At 39.4% G+C, this 17,998-nt stretch carries 17 protein-coding genes; 7 read left to right on the top strand and 10 right to left on the bottom strand.

Going from position 1 to position 17,998, the window contains the following annotated elements:
- The first annotated feature begins 18 nt into the window (after positions 1-18).
- The 5 genes from M997_RS17915 (at position 19) to dolP (ending at position 3,438) form a co-directional block, all read left to right on the top strand.
- On the top strand, positions 19-900 hold the full coding sequence (locus tag M997_RS17915) for a penicillin-binding protein activator (RefSeq protein WP_239994680.1): 882 nt from the start codon (positions 19-21) through the stop codon (positions 898-900).
- Between the two features lie 15 nt (positions 901-915).
- On the top strand, positions 916-1,773 hold the full coding sequence (locus M997_RS17910) for a penicillin-binding protein activator (protein ID WP_275658111.1): 858 nt from the start codon (positions 916-918) through the stop codon (positions 1,771-1,773).
- Positions 1,774-1,859: 86 nt separating this feature from the next.
- Positions 1,860-2,237 carry a YraN family protein gene (locus M997_RS04485; RefSeq protein ID WP_064718914.1) on the top strand — a complete coding sequence of 126 codons (378 nt, stop codon included), beginning with the start codon at positions 1,860-1,862 and terminating at the stop codon, positions 2,235-2,237.
- Positions 2,238-2,259: 22 nt separating this feature from the next.
- Positions 2,260-2,850 carry a DnaA initiator-associating protein DiaA gene (diaA, locus tag M997_RS04480; protein ID WP_064718913.1) on the top strand — a complete coding sequence of 197 codons (591 nt, stop codon included), beginning with the start codon at positions 2,260-2,262 and terminating at the stop codon, positions 2,848-2,850.
- A gap of 9 nt (positions 2,851-2,859) precedes the next feature.
- On the top strand, positions 2,860-3,438 hold the full coding sequence (gene dolP, locus M997_RS04475) for a division/outer membrane stress-associated lipid-binding lipoprotein (RefSeq protein ID WP_064718912.1): 579 nt from the start codon (positions 2,860-2,862) through the stop codon (positions 3,436-3,438).
- A gap of 100 nt (positions 3,439-3,538) precedes the next feature.
- Here the strand turns inward: dolP and ureG are convergent, their stop codons facing one another.
- Genes ureG through M997_RS04440 form a run of 7 tightly spaced genes read right to left on the bottom strand, consistent with a single transcriptional unit; the run spans position 3,539 to position 8,580 of the window.
- Positions 3,539-4,156: an urease accessory protein UreG gene (ureG, locus tag M997_RS04470; RefSeq protein WP_064718911.1), complete on the bottom strand. Its 618-nt coding sequence runs from the start codon at positions 4,154-4,156 to the stop codon at positions 3,539-3,541.
- Between the two features lie 9 nt (positions 4,157-4,165).
- Complete coding sequence (locus M997_RS04465) at positions 4,166-4,831, bottom strand: urease accessory protein UreF (protein ID WP_064718910.1); 666 nt, start codon at positions 4,829-4,831, stop codon at positions 4,166-4,168.
- A 30-nt stretch (positions 4,832-4,861) separates the two neighbouring features.
- Complete coding sequence (ureE, locus tag M997_RS04460) at positions 4,862-5,362, bottom strand: urease accessory protein UreE (RefSeq protein WP_064718909.1); 501 nt, start codon at positions 5,360-5,362, stop codon at positions 4,862-4,864.
- Positions 5,363-5,386: 24 nt separating this feature from the next.
- The gene (gene ureC / locus M997_RS04455) at positions 5,387-7,090 is read right to left on the bottom strand and encodes an urease subunit alpha (protein ID WP_064718908.1); all 1,704 of its coding nucleotides are present in this window, start codon (positions 7,088-7,090) and stop codon (positions 5,387-5,389) included.
- Complete coding sequence (locus M997_RS04450; protein ID WP_064718907.1) at positions 7,087-7,413, bottom strand: urease subunit beta; 327 nt, start codon at positions 7,411-7,413, stop codon at positions 7,087-7,089. The genes ureC and M997_RS04450 overlap by 4 nt, the downstream gene beginning before the upstream one ends.
- An 8-nt stretch (positions 7,414-7,421) precedes the next feature.
- Positions 7,422-7,724, bottom strand: coding sequence for an urease subunit gamma (locus tag M997_RS04445; RefSeq protein WP_064718906.1), 303 nt, complete (start codon positions 7,722-7,724; stop codon positions 7,422-7,424).
- A 22-nt stretch (positions 7,725-7,746) separates the two neighbouring features.
- The gene (locus tag M997_RS04440; RefSeq protein ID WP_064718905.1) at positions 7,747-8,580 is read right to left on the bottom strand and encodes an urease accessory protein UreD; all 834 of its coding nucleotides are present in this window, start codon (positions 8,578-8,580) and stop codon (positions 7,747-7,749) included.
- A gap of 492 nt (positions 8,581-9,072) precedes the next feature.
- Between M997_RS04440 and M997_RS04435 the strand changes: the two genes are divergently transcribed.
- A complete protein-coding gene (locus M997_RS04435) occupies positions 9,073-9,972 on the top strand; it encodes a helix-turn-helix transcriptional regulator (protein ID WP_064718904.1) in 900 nt (299 codons plus the stop codon).
- Here the strand turns inward: M997_RS04435 and mtgA are convergent.
- The 3 genes from mtgA to arcB form a co-directional block, all read right to left on the bottom strand.
- On the bottom strand, positions 9,967-10,668 hold the full coding sequence (gene mtgA, locus M997_RS04430) for a monofunctional biosynthetic peptidoglycan transglycosylase (RefSeq protein WP_064718903.1): 702 nt from the start codon (positions 10,666-10,668) through the stop codon (positions 9,967-9,969). The genes M997_RS04435 and mtgA overlap by 6 nt on opposite strands.
- Before the next feature lie 21 nt (positions 10,669-10,689).
- Complete coding sequence (elbB, locus tag M997_RS04425; RefSeq protein WP_064718902.1) at positions 10,690-11,340, bottom strand: isoprenoid biosynthesis glyoxalase ElbB; 651 nt, start codon at positions 11,338-11,340, stop codon at positions 10,690-10,692.
- A gap of 236 nt (positions 11,341-11,576) precedes the next feature.
- Positions 11,577-13,913, bottom strand: coding sequence for an aerobic respiration two-component sensor histidine kinase ArcB (arcB, locus tag M997_RS04420; protein WP_064718901.1), 2,337 nt, complete (start codon positions 13,911-13,913; stop codon positions 11,577-11,579).
- Between the two features lie 661 nt (positions 13,914-14,574).
- Here arcB and gltB point away from each other — a divergent pair.
- The coding region (gene gltB / locus M997_RS04415) for a glutamate synthase large subunit (protein WP_064718900.1) at positions 14,575-17,998 on the top strand (3,424 nt) is incomplete at its 3' end.

Genomic DNA, 17,998 nt, shown 5'->3' with positions numbered 1-17,998 from the left:
AACATCACTGGGTACAGTATGCTTTCCTCAATTTTTGTGCGTTTTAAAACAGGTTTATCCTATACTGCGATACTTTCTGCCCTGATTATGTCAGGTTGTACCCTTACGGGGCAACAAGAACAACCTCTTGATCCTGTGAGAAAAGCAGAATTAGAGATGCGTCAGCTACAGAAAGTCATCGAGGATTCTCAAGGCCAGGCATCTTTAGATGTTATCCGCGCCTATATTGGATTAGAACCACTGATAACTGATCCTACACTTCATCAGCAAAATATCGATGATACTTGGTTAACACTGACAAAATTGACACCAGAGCAACGTCAAGCTGTGGTCATTAAAGCTGATGAAAATATTCTGCAAGGCTGGTTAGACTTACTCAATACTTATGAATATAACCGAGAAGATGCAGATAAACTTTCTAAAGCAGTTCGTGAATGGCAAACTCGTTACCCTCGCAATCCAGCGGCATTAACACTTCCTGCGGCATTGTTACGTCTTTCACAGCCTTCTGTTAGCACCAGTAGTCAAATTGCATTATTACTGCCATTAACAGGGCAAGCTAAAGTTTTTGGTGAAGCAATTCAACAAGGTTTTCTTGATGCTCAAAGCGGTTTACCACAGCCTCCAGCAATGCCAGAAACAAAAGCTGAACCTAAAGAAGATAGCCTTGCGTCAATCTTAGAAGAGTTAGGTATCAACAATGCTGAAACGCCATCAGCCGATACAGACTCAACCAAAGAACCAACAGAAAATAGCGAAACTAGCCAAAATAAAGAAACTGAAGCTATTGAAGCCAACTATACCGTTCAACTTGATCCTATTGCCCAAAATAGCCGCCAAGTCATTGTGTATGACACAAATAGCCAACCCATTGATGTACTTTTGAAAAAAGTGCAATAAGATGGGGCTAATTTAATTGTTGGCCCGCTATTAAAGCCTGAAGTGATGAAAACCATTGAGCTGCAAAGTGGTATTCCGGTTTTAGCATTAAATGAATTAGATACAGTACCTGCTGCGACCACAGTTTGTTTCTTCTCGCTTTCGCCAGAAGATGAAACACGTAATGCGGCACAGCATTTACGTCAACAACAAAAATCTAATCCATTAATTATTGTTCCTAGCAATAAATTTGGTCAGAGAATGGCGCAAACTTTTGCAGATGAATGGCAACGCACCGGTGGTGGTACAGTTTTACAACAAAGCTTTGGCTCGCTTGGAACACTGAAATCATCGATTAACCGTGGTGTTGGTATTCGCATGACAGGAACACCAGTGTTGCCAACAGAAAATGCACCATTACCATTAGACAGCCAATCTCTTCCATCAACAGATGGTGCTATTGATTCTGTCTATATTATTGCCACCAGCGATGAATTAACCTTGATTAAGCCAATGATTGATATGGCGATTAGTACGAAAAAACGCCCACCTATTTATGTGAGCTCGCGTAGTAATCAAGGGGGAACTGGCCCTGATTTTCGTATGGAAATGGATGGTATTCAGTTTAGTGATATCCCATTAATGACTGGTGCTAATTTGCCATTAATGCAAAAGGCATCCAGTAAATTTGCGAACGATTACTCATTAATGAGACTGTATGCAATGGGAATTGATGCATGGTCTTTAGCAAACAATTACAATGATCTGACCAAAGGAACATTACGTTTTAATGGTATTTCAGGTTCATTGCGTGTTGAAGATAACTGCACGATTTACCGACAACTACCTTGGATGCAATTTAAACAAGGGAAAATAGAGCCGGTAGAACAATAATTACGCTATGTACTATAGAACAAACCGCCTTTTCAGGCGGTTTGTTTATAAATAAATGAACGGTGCTTTAAACAAGGAATTCATGGATGATATTCCCTAAAAGTCCTTATTTTTTAGGGCTGTACTATGAAAAAAAAGCATTAAAATACCTAAAAAAACAGGGATTAAAATTAATTGCTACTAATGTCCGATATCCCTGTGGCGAAATTGATCTTATTATGCAAGAACATCAGACATGGGTATTTGTTGAAGTTAGGTTCCGACGCAATACATCGTTTGGTGATGCAATGAGTTCGATTACTTATCCTAAACGGCGTCGTTTATGGCGTGCAGCAAGCTGTTGGTTAGCCCAACACCAAGAAAGTATCGAGACAGCAGATTGTCGTTTTGACATTTGTGCATTTAATCATCAAAAGTTAGTATGGTTAAAAAACATGCTCGAACATACGGAATTTATTCGTTAAATTAGATTATATAGGTCATAACGTGCTTGATAGAATAAAAGTCTGCTTTACTGAAAGCATTCAAACTCAAATTGCAGCAGCAGAAGCCTTGCCCGATGCCATTTCCAGAGCAGCAATGATGATGGTCCAATCTTTGCTTAATGGACATAAAATATTAAGCTGTGGAAATGGTAGTTCAGCCGCGACAGCTCAACGCTTTGCAGCCAGTATGATCCATCGATTCGAAACCGAGCGCCCAAGCCTGCCGGCCTTATCTTTAAATACAGACAGCGTAGTAATGACGGCAATTATGGGTAATCGACAACATGATGAGATTTATGCCAAGCAAGTACGAGCATTAGGGCAAGCTGGTGATGTACTTCTTGCTATTTCCACTCATGGTAACAGCAGAAGCATTATTAAGGCTGTTGAAGCAGCAGTAACGCGAGACATGACGATAGTAGCATTAACGGGTTATGACGGTGGTGAACTTGCTGGATTACTGGGACCTCAGGATGTTGAAATTCGTATTCCATCTCAGCGCACAGTTAGAATACAAGAAGTCCAGATGTTAACCGTAAATTGTCTATGCGATTTAATTGATAATACATTATTCCCACATCAGGATGACTAAGGAGTTACTATGAAATTGCTGCCTATTACTGCAGTGCTTTGCTCTGCACTTTTACTGCAAGGTTGTATTGGTGCTGCCGTTGTCGGCACTGCTGCTGTTGCCGGAAAAACAGCAACTGACCCACGTACATTAGGGCAACAAGTTGATGACGGTACATTAGAAGCGCGAGTTTCTGGTGCACTAAATAAAAATGAACAAATCAAAAAAAGTGATGCTCGTATTGTTGCAACAGCCTATGAAGGTAATATCTTGTTGACAGGACAATCTCCCGATATGTCTATTGCTGACACAGCAAAACAAGTCGCAAGTAAAGTAGAAGGCGTAAACAACGTTTACAACGAAATTCGTCAAGGAACACCCGTTACTCTAGGTACTGCCTCTTCAGATACTTGGTTAACGACTAAAGTACGTTCACAAATTTTAGGCAGTGATTCAGTGAAATCATCGTCTGTAAAAGTGATCACTGAAAATGGAGAAGTGTTCTTATTTGGCATCTTAACGCGCCAAGAAGGTGCTGCGGTTGCAAAAATAGCCAGCGAAACCAAAGGCGTTGTAAAAGTCACAACGGCATTTACTTACTTAAATTAATCCGCTTGTGAGCTTGTCGTCTCTCATTCTATTCTGCCAGTGCTTATGATTATTCTCATGATCAGCACTGGCAGTTTATTTCTTAATTAATACAAATAAATCAACGAGTTAACATACCTTTATCGATAATAAAATCGATAATTGTTTCTAACCCTACTTTCTCTTTTAGATTAGTAAAAACATAAGGTTTCACAGGACGCATTCTTGCGGTATCTGCTTCCATTACTTCCAATGATGCGCCAACATAAGGTGCCAAATCGATCTTGTTGATCACTAGCAGATCAGAATGGGTAATTCCCGGCCCACCTTTACGAGGGATCTTCTCACCTTCAGCAACATCAATCACGTAAATGGTTAAATCCGCTAACTCAGGGCTAAAAGTCGCACTTAAATTGTCACCACCACTTTCAACGAAAACGATATCAAGATTTTTATGGCGCATCGCCAGTTCTTCAACTGCCGCCAAATTCATTGATGCATCTTCCCGAATTGCCGTATGAGGGCATCCCCCAGTTTCAACACCAATAATACGATCTGCATCTAACGCCTGAGCACGAGTTAAGATCTTCGCATCTTCTTGGGTATAGATATCATTAGTCACAACGGCGATTTGATAGGTATCGCGCATTGCTTTACAAAGTACTTCTAACAGTGCGGTTTTTCCTGATCCAACAGGACCACCAACACCAATACGCAGTGGTTGATTATATTCTTGCATTTGGGTTTCTCATGAACGAAAAAGTCTTGTGTATTGAGTTTCGTGACGACTACTTGCAATAATTTGCGCTGGTGTAAAACTACCGATATCTTCTTGCGGCCAATGAGCTGATTGCTCAACAATTTCTGGAATTCTCTCAGCCAAGGCGAATAACATTTTCTGCCCCGCACTTTGCCCTAGGGGGATCAATTTTACACCAGACATTACTGTATTTTCTAACCAGCCCCAAGCATAAGCACAACACAACTTTTCACTGCTGATATTCCACTCAATAGCGGCTAAAGCAAATGCCATTAGTTGTGTCTGTTTTACACAAGCCAGCAAAGTATCATCTAACTCAATACCTAATTGTGGTAATAAACGAGCAAAGGCAATGCCTCGCTGGCGTTCTTCTTGCCTTAGCTCCTTGGTTTCACGGCTAGCAACAATAAAATCGCACCAATATTTCACATCATCTCTATTGGCCACTAAAAGACTTTGCTGTAATCGCCGTAAAACAGGGAGTTCTAATGTTGCTAATGCACCTGTCATTTGCGCACTTAACCAATCAGACAGTGTTTCTGGTGAACTTACCCAGCCTTTTTCTATCGCCCACTCTAATCCTTGGGAATAAGTAAATGATCCCACAGGTAAAGAAGGACTTACTAATTGATATAAGCGCAGATCTGCAAGCATCAATATATTCCCTTAGTCATAATCATGTCATTAATGATGATGGTGATGATCATCATGATCATGGTGGTGATGGTGTCCACCAGACGATCCACCATAAGCTCCCGGTTCTGGTTGATATTTCTCTAATTCCACAACCACCGTTGCACCTAACCCACGCGCCATATCATCTAAAACATGATCATGAAAATAACGACACCAACCAGCCTCTATTTGCAAAGGTACATGGCGATTACCTAAGTGATAGCAAACTCTCGCAAGCAATAAAGGATCCTCACTATAAACCGTAGAAACCTGCTCTTTTGCAGCTTCTATCGTTACAATATCGCCATCTTCAGAAAGTAAAATATCGCCTTCTTTTAACACTGTGCCACGAGGCAAAAATAACCCAGCCTCTTGTCCGTCACTCAATGTCACTTTTAAGCGGCTTTTAGTACGTTCATCCATCGTTAAACAAAGTGTTAATGTCAGCTTTTCAGCTGTTATAAACTCAAGCGCTTTCTCTTGACTAATAACTTGGGTAAATCTTTTCATTGTAAATTCTCAATAAAACACTTATCAGAATAGAAAATAACGCTGTGCCATTGGTAACTCTGTTGCTGGCTCACACACGAGTGGCACACCATCGGCTTTCACAATATAAGTTTGGGGATCTAGTTCAATATGCGGTACATAACTATTATGGATCATCGAAGCTTTAGTCACTTTGCGACATCCTTCTACACGCCCAATTAAACTTTGTAAGCCCAGTTTTTCTGGCACCCCAGCATCGATACCAGCTTTTGACATAAAAATCATCGAGGTTTGATATTTGGCTTTACCTAAACACGCGTACATAGGGCGATAATGCACAGGTTGTGGTGTTGGAATAGCCGCATTAATATCACCCATTGGGGCATAAGCCACCATGCCACCTTTCATAATTAAAGCAGGTTTAACACCAAAAAATGCCGGATCCCACAATACGATATCAGCAAGTTTACCTTTTTCTATCGAGCCAACTTCATGAGCAATTCCATGTGCTAATGCTGGGTTAATTGTATATTTAGCAATATAACGTTTAATACGATTATTATCATTTTCAGCTGTATCGCCAGCTAAACTTCCACGCTGTAATTTCATTTTATGCGCACATTGCCAAGTACGCATCACCACTTCACCAACCCGCCCCATTGCTTGCGAATCCGAGGACATAACTGAAATTGCGCCCATATCATGCAAAATATCTTCTGCTGCTATAGTTTCACGACGAATACGTGATTCAGCAAAGGCAACATCTTCTGGAATTGATGGATCTAGATGATGGCAAACCATCAACATATCAAGATGCTCATCAACAGTGTTAATGGTATAAGGCATAGTTGGATTGGTTGATGCAGGTAAAATATTCGGCTCACCAACTGATTTAATAACGTCTGGCGCATGTCCACCACCCGCACCTTCAGTATGAAAAACATGAATAACACGCCCTGCTATCGCTTTTACCGTTTCTTCGTAAAAGCCGCCTTCATTTAAGGTGTCAGAGTGAATAGCAACTTGCACATCCATTTCATCAGCAACATTTAAGCAATTATGAATTGCCATTGGTGTTGCGCCCCAATCCTCATGAATTTTAAGCCCTATTGCACCCGCTTCGATTTGCTCACGAATAGCCTCTGGCTGACTAACACAACCTTTCCCAAATAGCCCTACGTTAATTGGCAATTCATCGACAGCTTCTAACATCCGATGCATATTCCAAATCCCAGGTGTTACTGTTGTTGCGTTAGTGCCTGCAACAGGACCTGTACCGCCACCAATAAAGGTCGTTACACCAGAGATCAAACCTTCTTCAGCTTGCTGAGGGCAAATAAAGTGGATGTGAGTATCCACACCCCCCGCAGTGATTATTTTTCCTTCGCCAGCAACGACTTCAGTGCCAGGGCCAATCACGATATCGACATTAGGCTGAACGTCCGGATTCCCTGCTTTACCAATTCCGGTAATACGGCCATCTTTAATACCGATATCCGCTTTCACAATGCCCCAATGATCAATAATTATCGCGTTGGTAATAAGCACATCAACGCATTCAGCGCTGACAACTTGGCTTTGCCCCATACCATCACGAATAACTTTACCACCGCCGAATTTAACTTCTTCACCATAAGTCGTGAAGTCTTGTTCAATTTCAAGAAATAGCTCTGTATCTGCTAATCGCAGACGGTCACCCGTTGTTGGGCCAAACATATCTGCATAAGCTTGTCGTGAGATAGTTTTCATTTGTTCTCACTCTCTAATTTACCCATTACTTTTCCATGAAAGCCGTAAATTTCACGTTTTCCATCAAACGCCACTAATTCAACAGTACGACATTGACCCGGTTCAAAACGAACCGCCATTCCCGCAGGAATGTTCAAACGAAAGCCAAGTGTTTCTTCACGTTCAAACTTAAGCGCTTCATTTACTTCATAAAAATGGTAATGAGAACCCACTTGTACGGGTCTATCACCATGATTAGCCACTTGGATTATTTTTGTTTCACGACCAGCATTAAGTTCAATATCGCCTAATGCTTGATTAACTCTAATTTCACCAGGGATCATGTTGTCACCTACACAATAGGGTCGTGAATAGAAACAAGTTTTGTACCATCAGGGAATGTGCATTCCACCTGAATGTCTTTGATCATCTCAGGAATGCCTTCCATAACTTGTTCTGCTGTTAATACAGCACGCCCTTCACTCATTAATTGAGCCACTGTTTTACCTTCTCTTGCACCTTCCATAATCGCGCAACTAATTAATGCGACAGACTCTGGATAGTTAAGTTTAAGTCCTTTCGCTAAACGTCTTTCAGCAACAAGGCCTGCTGTAAAAAGCAGTAATTTATCTTTCTCTCTTGGTGTTAATTCCATTTCTGCTCCTAAAAATTAACGATTATGTCGCCCATATACGAGGCGGCTCAGGACAATATCCCAACCAGTATTTGCGCACGGTTTGCCACACATGAGCAAAACAGGCCATCATCGGTTCAGTTTGGGTACCCAATAAACGCAAAACTAAAATGCCATCGACGTCAGTTAGACCATACTCAATGACGTTGTTTGCCGTTAAAATCTGCTCAACATTCTGTTGGATAAGGCTTTTTAGCGCTTCACAAGCGGGATAAATATAGAGCGAACCTAACATGGGATATTCGCGCATGGCAGCGGCTTGCTTTTGCAATCCCTCAACAAAAATAGACTCGGTTAATGTCAGTTTTTCATCGATATAAAAATTTAAGCGTCCTCTTACATTGCCGTTTTCAAACCATTCATTAAGTACTGGACGGCCAAAACATTGGATCTCCCAACCAATAAATTTAGCGCTAGATGCAATATAAATGTGGGTTTCTAAACGCACTTGGGCATCAGGAAAAAAGATATTTTCTTGAGGAAGCCATTCTAAAAAACCTTCGTTAGCAACATGCAATGTTTGGATTTGCTGTGCGACACCACCAGCACTACGATAAAATTTAGTCGCACCAGGGGTGGTGAGTAATGCATGAGCTTGAGGTTGCACATCAATATTAATTAATAACTTATCGCCACCGACTACACCACCAGGAGGATGAAGTAGATAAGTGTGTGCAATTCCTTGTTCGGGATAAAAAGGACGCTGAACCATTAAGGGGCCAATGTGGCGTTTATCTGTTAAGCGAGTTACTCCTCGTTTTACTTCATAACGTAAAACGATTTCAGCGAGCCACCCCTTCCCTGAAAAATCAGACATACCTACTCCTACCTATCAGGCAAAATAAATCAGTAATCAGGAAAAATATGCGAATATGTACAGCACTACCCATTAGATAATGTCATTCAAAATCAAAGAGAAAATGAGTTAATGAATGTGGGTAGGATATGAATAAAAACTAAAATGGCACTTCCTCTAGACAGGATAATGCCCTTCATCTGTGCCGCGCGATTGTACACCTTATTACAAAAAACGCGTTTTGAATAAATAGCAATTTATTTAGAAAATATAACAGCTTTAATAATAATAGTAACAAATGAGCGAATATCTATATTGTTATCTTTTATCAACAGGATTATATTCTGTGCCACGCCTATACATAAGTGCATCATTGCACTCATTGACCCTAAGAACAGCGCACAGTCAGCGGCTCTTAGTCTGGCTTATAGGGTAGATACAATACACAGTTAACTTTAAATATTATTCATTCTAGGTCATGTTTTTAAACATGCTTGCGGTATATTTGAGATTATGGAATATAAATACATTCGTTCCTCTAGACAGATTTCCTTAAAAACGTTTTATATCGAAAATCCGATGATAGCGATGATTTGTGGTGCAAAAGGCGAGATAAGCATCAATGGACAATCTATTGTAGTGACTACAAATTTAACGCTTATTATCCCTAAATATAGTCAAGTTTCTTGTGATGTAATGAGTCAATCTGAACATAATCCTATTGAATTACATACATTAGTATTATGTGAAGCAGAACTTCAGTCTGTGTTTTCACTGCTTAAACCGCTGATAAAATCAGGTGCACCAATTACCAGTCATCTCCCTGATTATCATTTATCAACGCCTGAAGTCGTAAAAACAAACTTTAATTTGCTCAAACAGTGTTTGCCCTTAAAACAAGGCACTCCAGCACAAGAAACAATGTTTATGCAGCAAAGTCTATTTTTTATTTTGATGGCGGTTTATCACTCTGGCATCGATATACTTAATGTCTTTCGTTTTAATTATGATGAACCTAAAAATCAGGCCATTACGCATTTAATTACGCAAGATCCACAAAGAAAATGGCATTTAGATGATGTAGCGAAAACACTGTTTACCACACCATCAACATTACGCCGTCATTTAAACAAAGAAGGTGTTTCATTCTGCCAATTATTATTGGATGTTAGAATGGGTATTGCACTCAATTACCTCACATTCTCTAACTACTCTGTTTTCCAAATTAGCCATCGCTGTGGTTTTGGTAGTAACGCTTATTTTTGTGATGCCTTCAAAAGAAAATATGCGATGACACCTTCACAGTTTAGAGCTCAATCTCGCCAATCCAATGATCCATCAGCATTAACTCAACTATCACTAAAAACGAGTGAGCATGTAGATAAAAATATTTCCTCAAGTATCAAATTATGACAAATTATTTCGCTTTAAAAAGGTGATCCCCCCCATCAAGCGCATTTGATTTAAGATCCACTGCTGGCGTTTTAGTACATAAGCTGAAGGTTTATTAATATGATAAATGTGCGGATTAGGTAAAACTGCGGCTAATAATGCGGCTTCATTTGCTGTTAGTTGTTTTGCTGGTTTTCTAAAATAGTGTTGTGCAGCTTGTTCGACACCAAAAATACCCTCACCAAATTCAACAATATTAAGGTATACCGTAAGGATGCGTTTTTTTGACCAAATAAGCTCAACAACAGGCGTCATACCTGCTTCTAAGCCCTTTCTTATCCAACTACGACCATCCCATAAAAACAAATTTTTTACTGTCTGTTGAGAAATTGTCGAGGCACCACGCAACGTTTTTGCTCCGTTACGGCTTTTTTTGAAAACTTTCTCTATTGCATCAAAATCAAAGCCCCAATGTTTTGGAAAATTTTGATCTTCAGATGCCATAACAGCTAAATACATGACTGGTGCTATCTCTTCTTCACTCACCCAAGTGGAATGAGACACATAAGAAAAATCAAAGTTACTCCATGCAGAAATTTGACGTTGAACCATCACAGCAGAAAAAGGTACAGGAAAAAAAGAAAACAGCACAACTATTAACAGCCATAAAGCAATTAAAATAATTAATAGTTTCTTAAGCTTTCTAATTAGTACCATCTGCTGTGATTATCTCGTCAGTTATGCTAATTCAAGGACTTTTCTTACTAGTTTATCAATACCTACTTGTGCTTGGGCAATAGATTCAGCTAGCATATAAGCAGGTGTTGTTACGACTCGTTGGGTTTCATCAACAACAATATCATCAACGGGACAATCGATATGGGTCCCTCCCATTTGAGTTATCATTTCAGCTGTTTTAGCATCATTTCCAATTGTTAATTTTATTGGAGAATTTAACATTTTCGGTAACATAACAGGGGCAATACACATTAATCCCAATGGTTTTTTTTGTTTATGCATATCCCTTACAAATCTTAAGAGATCTTGGTTAATTTCACAGTTAACTCCTTTAGTTGCGAAATTACATAAGTTTTTAGCTGCACCGAAGCCACCAGGAATAATAACCGCATTAAAGTTTTCAGCCTTAGCATCAGACAAAGGTGATATTTTTCCACGAGAAATACGAGAAGATTCTTCCATCATATTCCTTTTTTCTGATTTTTCTTCTCCTGTAATATGGTTAATTACAGTAGGTTGCAATTCATTAGGTGCGAAAAAATGAACTTCAGTGTTGTTTTGGCTTAAAGATAGTATAGTTAGTACTGATTCGTGAATTTCACTACCATCAGATACACCACAGCCACTTAAAATTACAGCAATTGATTTCATATCTTTGTCCTTTTGTAGTAGATTACTAGTTACCCATTTATAGGTGTAAACACCAATCGCCATCACATATTTAAATGTTTCTTGTAACAAAAAAACTTATCTTTGCTATTTTGTTGCTTGTATGATGTATGGAATAGTTTCATCCTATTCGCCTATGTAATAAGAATCAAAAAAGCGAGTAGAAAAGTTTCCCTGGTGTTGCCGCAGTATTCGCGCACCCCAACCTTCGGTTGGGGTTATTTTTTTCTAACGCCTGATAACCAGTTTCTTAAACTTTCCACATCCTTTCTCCAATCTCTTTCCAACTCATCTACCCACTCTTGAACATTATCCCACCACGCAGGTAATTCTGGTGATTGGATCTGTTTTGCTAGTTGCTGTAAATGTTTTAATCCGATAGAACCTGCCGCGCCTTTGATTTTATGTCCTTCCTCAGTGATTCCCTTCTGATCACGGGCTGTCAGATTAGATTCTAGTACAGACATATAACTCGGCATCATCTTTTCAAAAACATCTAAACCATCAGTGATTAGTTGAGGTCCGACAAGTTCGATGTATTGATTTAGCATATCAATATCTAATAACTCTTCATTTTTATTCAACAATTCCGACTGCTCATTAACTGATGTACAAACCGAGCCATCCCCCCAAAATTTATTAATAATGGTGGTTAATGCATCGACTGAGAGTGGTTTACTAAGCACATCATTCATTCCCGCGTCTAAATACTCTTTTTTGTCTTTCAAAACATTTGCGGTTAATGCAATTAGTGGAGGTAATTCATTGCTATCAAACTCTTGACGTAGTTTTCTCGAGATATCAAAACCCGTCATATCAGGTAACTGAATATCAAGCAGTACCAAATCATACTCATCAGGTTTAAACATTGATAAGGCTTCTTGCCCCGTCATAGCGACATCAACAGTATTACCTAACTTTTCTAATACTGAACACGCGACAATCACATTGAGCTCGATATCTTCCACAAGTAAAATATTTAATGCTGGTAATAACAACTCATCATCACTTTCAATATCGCGTTGTTCTTCAATCGCTGGCGCCTCAATAGTGAGTGTAAACGTTGAACCCTTGCCTAACTCACTCTCAACATGGATATCGCCGCCCATATGCTGTGCTAGGCGTTTAGATACCGCAAGACCGATGCCTGTTCCCGTTGCAGAACGTCCACCTTGGCTATCAGTAACTTGATAGTACATCGCAAAAATTTTTTCAAGCTCACCTTGAGGGATACCAATACCGCTATCTTTTACCTCAAAATAGAGTTTATTGGGTGCTTCTTGCCAAATATGAACTTGAATTTCACCCTTTTGAGTAAATTTCACTGCATTACCAATTAAATTCCACAATATTTGGCGCAACCGCGTGCCATCAGTCATGATTTTATGTGGCAAGGTTTCTTCTGCACTTAAAGTGAATTTCAATCCTTTAGGTTGCACTAATAAACCCGAAAGGTTTTCTAAATCACTAATAAATTCAGTGAAATCTATTGGCTGGTTATCGAGTTGAATTTTTCTACGTTCAATCTTATCCATTTCAATGACATCATTAAAAATATTCCCTAACGTGATGGCACTGACATGAATAGTTTTTAAATAGTTAAGTTGTTCCGCTGATAATTCAGTATCAAGTAAAATACGACTTAACCCCACAATCCCATTAAGCGGCGTACGCAGCTCATGGCTAATTGTTGAAATAAAGGTAGTCTTATCTCGGCTTGCATTTTCTAACGCGTCTTGATAGCGCTTACGCTCTGTAATGTCACGCCCAAAGCCCATAAGCCCATGACGTTTACCAATACGGTCATAAAAAGGAACTTTACGTAGTTCAAAACAGGCTTTACGCCCATCGGGGTATACCAACCACTGCTCATAAGTAAGAGAGACATTATGGCGAAAGACTTTTTCATCAGTTTCCATGACTTTGATTGCAATATCTTCGTCATAAACATCTAGTGGCGTTAAACCAATAAGCTGTTTTTCACTTTTACCAGTCAGCAACTCAGTTGCGCGGTTGCAACCTGAAAATTCGTTATCTTCATTGCGGTAATAAACCAAATCGGGTGATGCATCTAAAAAAGAACGTAAAAGTGAGGATTGCTGCTCTAACTCAATTTGAGTTAACTCACGGCGTTTCATCTCACTTTTTAGCTTTTCAAGTAATTCAAGGTGTGCTTTTTCGACTTTTTCACGCTCTTGGATCTCTAAATTTAATTGCTCGATATTCTCTTTAAGTTGAGAGTTAAGCTCTAAATCCCGCTGACGCATCACGCCCAATTTATCAACCATACGCGATAATCGACGGCGAGATTCTTCTAGCTGTTCAACCACCACAGAAAGAAAATAGACAGCCCAAGGAGTAATAATCAATCCAAAAAAGATTGAACGAACAAGGTCAATACTGGTGACGTCACCGGCTAATAAAAATGTTACCGCCATTTGTACAACCATGGCTAAAACAACTAATGCTGACGCCAACAATAATGAGAAGCGAATTAACCCAAGCCTCATCATTAAATCAACGTAATACTGGGCAAGCCCTTTGAGCAGTTTCATTGAAAACTCCAATATATTGAATCTTTGAAATGATACCCCAAAAATGAATTAATTCAGCGGTGAACATTCAGAAATATTGTTACGCAACACTATCCTTCATAATTTTGTCATTTTTTATTTATGTGTTTTGTGTAAGAAACCGAGGCGTTACACTCAGCGAGGAAATCACCAATCAACTTACATAAATAATAGACATACTTATAGTGAATAGACGCGATTGATAAAAAATTCAATTTGTCTTTTTTTATACAAATTGTATAAAATGATAAAATTCCAATATTAAAGCAATTTGCAGAATAAAAAACTATCATTAAGCATCACTAAAGGATGGATTAAAGCTAAACTCGTTAAATAAAGTGATATAGCTCACACCAGATAAATACTCAACTCAAATAACCAAATACGTGAATTTATATATTAATCAAATTGTTAATATAAAAAATAACGCTATCTCATTATCGCAGTCGAATATTCTTGAATATTGACGTTTTTTTTATTTATCGATAAGTTGAAATGACATTGCAGAGTAAAAAAACAAATCTCGCTAAGCAAAACACAACACCACCCAAATGAGCATCCATAAATCATCAATAAGTTATGAGCAAACGTTCCCTTTGCTCTCTATTTTGAGGTGCCCATAAAACTGAGTAGGAAGCAGACCATGCTCTATCAAAAAACACTAGAAAAAGACAACTGTGGTTTTGGGCTAATCGCACACATTGAAGGTGAAGCCAGCCATAAAATTGTAAGAAATGCGATTCATGGCTTAGCTCGAATGCAACATCGTGGGGCTATTCTATCTGATGGAAAAACAGGTGATGGTTGTGGTTTATTATTGCAAAAGCCAGATCGCTTTTTTCAATTAATCGCCAAAGAAAAAGAGTGGCATTTAGCCAAAAATTACGCAGTAGGTATGCTCTTTTTAAGCCAAGATCCTCATATTGCAGCACAATGTCGACATATTGTTGAAGAAGAATTGCAGCGAGAAACACTAGCTATTGTTGGTTGGCGTAAAGTTCCTATCAATACGGATATCTTAGGAAGTATTGCCCTTTCAACACTTCCTATGATTGAACAAATTTTTGTTAATGCCCCAGCAGGCTGGCGTGGAAGCGATGTAGAACGCAGATTATTTGTCACGCGCAAACGCATAGAAAAACGCATTACTGATAACGATTTTTATATTTGCAGCCTTTCTAACTTAGTAACGGTTTATAAAGGCCTTTGTATGGCGACTGATTTACCACGTTTTTTTACTGATCTTGCTGATTTGCGAATGGAATCTGCTATTTGTCTTTTTCACCAACGTTTTTCAACTAATACCACCCCTAAATGGCCACTAGCACAACCTTTTCGTTACCTCGCCCATAATGGTGAAATTAATACCATTACAGGGAATCGCCAATGGGCTAGAGCGCGATCTTACAAATTTCACACGCCATTAATTCCTGATTTACAAAGTGTCGCGCCTTTTGTTAATGAAAGCGGATCAGACTCAAGTTCATTAGATAATATGCTCGAGCTATTTCTAAATGGTGGTATGGATATTGTTCGTGCTATGCGTTTATTAGTACCACCTGCATGGCAAAACAACCCTCAAATGGATGAAGATTTACGTGCTTTTTTTGATTTTAACTCTATGCATATGGAACCGTGGGACGGCCCTGCTGGTATCGTTTTATCTGATGGACGTTACGCTGCCTGTACTCTTGATAGAAATGGTTTACGCCCCGCTCGTTACGTAATAACAACAGATAAACTAATCACTTGTGCTTCTGAAATTGGTATTTGGGATTATCAGCCAGATGAAGTTGTCGAAAAAGGCAGAGTGGGGCCTGGTGAATTAATGGTGATTGATACCTATAACGGTCGCATTTTGCATTCAAGCGAAACGGATGAAGATTTAAAACGACGACATCCATATAAATTATGGCTCGAGCGTAATGTAAAACGCTTAAAACCGTTTGAAAATTTGCATGAAAACAAAGCAGTAGGCGAACGAGCCTTTGATGATAATTTGCTGGCTACTTACCAAAAACAATTTGGCTATACTCGTGAAGAGCTTGAAAGTATTCTGCATGTTTTAGGTGAGAATGGACAAGAAGCAACAGGTTCTATGGGCGATGACACACCATTTGCCGTATTCTCTCAGCGCCCTCGTATTATTTATGACTATTTTCGTCAAAAATTTGCTCAAGTAACCAATCCGCCAATAGATCCCTTAAGAGAAGCGCATGTGATGTCTTTAGCGACCTGCATTGGTCGTGAAATGAATGTCTTTTGTGAGGCGGAAGGTCAAGCGCATCGTTTAAGTTTTCAATCTCCCATTTTGCTCTATTGCGATTTTCAACAGTTAATCAACCAAGACAGCAGCCACTATCAATCCATCACTATTGATATTACTTATTCACCTTCAGAGATTAATCTAGAAACAGCAATACATCTTCTATGTGAAAAAGTGCAACAAGAAGCCAAAAAAGGTGCCGTTTTACTGGTTTTATCCGATAGAAATATTAGCCAAGAGCGCCTACCTATTCCCGCGCCAATGGCGGTTGGGGCTGTTCAAAAAGCGCTTGTAGATAATAACTTACGTTGCGATACCAATATCATTGTTGAAACAGCAAGTGCCCGTGATCCCCATCATTTCGCAGTGTTGTTGGGTTTTGGTGCAACGGCAATTTATCCTTATCTTGCTTATGAATCATTAGCTCAGCGAATTGATAAACAAGCGCTTTCTGGTAGCTATGCTCAAGTGATGTCGAATTACCGCAACGGTATCAACAAAGGGCTGTATAAAATTATGTCCAAAATGGGCATTTCTACCGTTGCTTCTTATCGCTGCTCTCAGCTTTTTGAGGCCGTTGGATTACATGATACGGTAACTAAACTCTGTTTTTATGGCGTTGATAGCCGTATTAATGGCGCTGATTTTAACGATTTTGAACAAGATTTATTTAACCTCTCTAAACGAGCATGGTTACTTCATTATCCTATCGAGGCTGGCGGATTACTGAAATATGTCCATAAAGGGGAATATCACGCTTATAATCCTGATGTCATTCAAACCCTACAAAAAGCCGTACATAGTGGCGATTATCAAGATTATCAACGTTATGCTTCATTGGTTCAGCAACGCCCAATCACGACACTACGAGATATGTTAATACTCAATAGCAATACGACGCCGATTGCAATTGATGATGTTGAGCCTGAAACCGAATTATTTAAACGTTTTGATACCGCAGCAATGTCTATCGGAGCATTAAGTCGTGAAGCACATGAAGCACTCGCTGAAGCGATGAATACACTAGGTGGGTTTTCTAATTCAGGTGAAGGCGGTGAAGATCCCGCACGCTACGGAACCAATAAAGTGTCAAGGATCAAACAAATTGCATCGGGTCGCTTTGGTGTCACGCCATCATATTTAATGAGCGCCGATGTACTGCAAATCAAAGTAGCGCAAGGCGCAAAACCCGGAGAAGGGGGGCAACTCCCCGGTGATAAAGTCACTCCTTATATTGCACAGCTACGCTACGCTGTTCCTGGTGTAACGTTAATTTCACCACCTCCTCATCACGATATCTACTCAATAGAGGATTTAGCGCAATTAATTTTCGATTTAAAACAGATAAATCCAACTGCTCTAATTTCCGTCAAATTAGTCTCTGAACCCGGAGTAGGTACTATCGCCACTGGGGTTGCTAAAGCTTATGCCGATTTAATTACCATCGCGGGCTATGATGGTGGCACCGGTGCCAGCCCATTAACATCGGTAAAATACGCAGGAAGCCCTTGGGAATTAGGTCTAGTCGAAACACAACAAGCTTTAGTCGCAAATAATCTTCGCCATAAAATTCGATTACAAATTGATGGTGGATTAAAAACAGGTTTAGACATTATTAAAGCCGCAATTTTAGGTGCTGAAAGTTTTGGTTTTGGTACTGGCCCTATGGTTGCTTTAGGTTGTAAATATTTACGTATTTGCCATCTTAATAACTGTGCAACAGGCGTTGCTACTCAAGATGAAACCTTACGACTTAATCACTATCACGGATTACCAGAACGCGTAATTAACTACTTTCGCT

This window comes from Proteus hauseri ATCC 700826, assembly GCF_001654965.1.
In the GTDB taxonomy this organism is placed as follows: domain Bacteria; phylum Pseudomonadota; class Gammaproteobacteria; order Enterobacterales; family Enterobacteriaceae; genus Proteus; species Proteus hauseri.
This window is presented reverse-complemented; position numbering and strand designations above follow the sequence as displayed.

Bases quoted from the DNA above. Each gene is read 5' to 3' on its own strand.
- elbB (WP_064718902.1), bottom strand. From the start codon at position 11,340: ATGAAATCAATTGCTGTAATTTTAAGTGGCTGTGGTGTATCTGATGGT.
- mtgA (WP_064718903.1), bottom strand. From the start codon at position 10,668: ATGGTACTAATTAGAAAGCTTAAGAAACTATTAATTATTTTAATTGCT.
- M997_RS04465 (WP_064718910.1), bottom strand. From the start codon at position 4,831: ATGCTTGCAGATCTGCGCTTATATCAATTAGTAAGTCCTTCTTTACCT.
- M997_RS17915 (WP_239994680.1), top strand. From the start codon at position 19: ATGCTTTCCTCAATTTTTGTGCGTTTTAAAACAGGTTTATCCTATACT.
- ureG (WP_064718911.1), bottom strand. From the start codon at position 4,156: ATGCAAGAATATAATCAACCACTGCGTATTGGTGTTGGTGGTCCTGTT.
- dolP (WP_064718912.1), top strand. From the start codon at position 2,860: ATGAAATTGCTGCCTATTACTGCAGTGCTTTGCTCTGCACTTTTACTG.
- M997_RS04485 (WP_064718914.1), top strand. From the start codon at position 1,860: ATGATATTCCCTAAAAGTCCTTATTTTTTAGGGCTGTACTATGAAAAA.
- M997_RS04445 (WP_064718906.1), bottom strand. From the start codon at position 7,724: ATGGAATTAACACCAAGAGAGAAAGATAAATTACTGCTTTTTACAGCA.
- ureC (WP_064718908.1), bottom strand. From the start codon at position 7,090: ATGAAAACTATCTCACGACAAGCTTATGCAGATATGTTTGGCCCAACA.
- M997_RS04450 (WP_064718907.1), bottom strand. From the start codon at position 7,413: ATGATCCCTGGTGAAATTAGAGTTAATCAAGCATTAGGCGATATTGAA.
- M997_RS04435 (WP_064718904.1), top strand. From the start codon at position 9,073: ATGGAATATAAATACATTCGTTCCTCTAGACAGATTTCCTTAAAAACG.
- arcB (WP_064718901.1), bottom strand. From the start codon at position 13,913: ATGAAACTGCTCAAAGGGCTTGCCCAGTATTACGTTGATTTAATGATG.
- M997_RS04440 (WP_064718905.1), bottom strand. From the start codon at position 8,580: ATGTCTGATTTTTCAGGGAAGGGGTGGCTCGCTGAAATCGTTTTACGT.
- ureE (WP_064718909.1), bottom strand. From the start codon at position 5,362: ATGAAAAGATTTACCCAAGTTATTAGTCAAGAGAAAGCGCTTGAGTTT.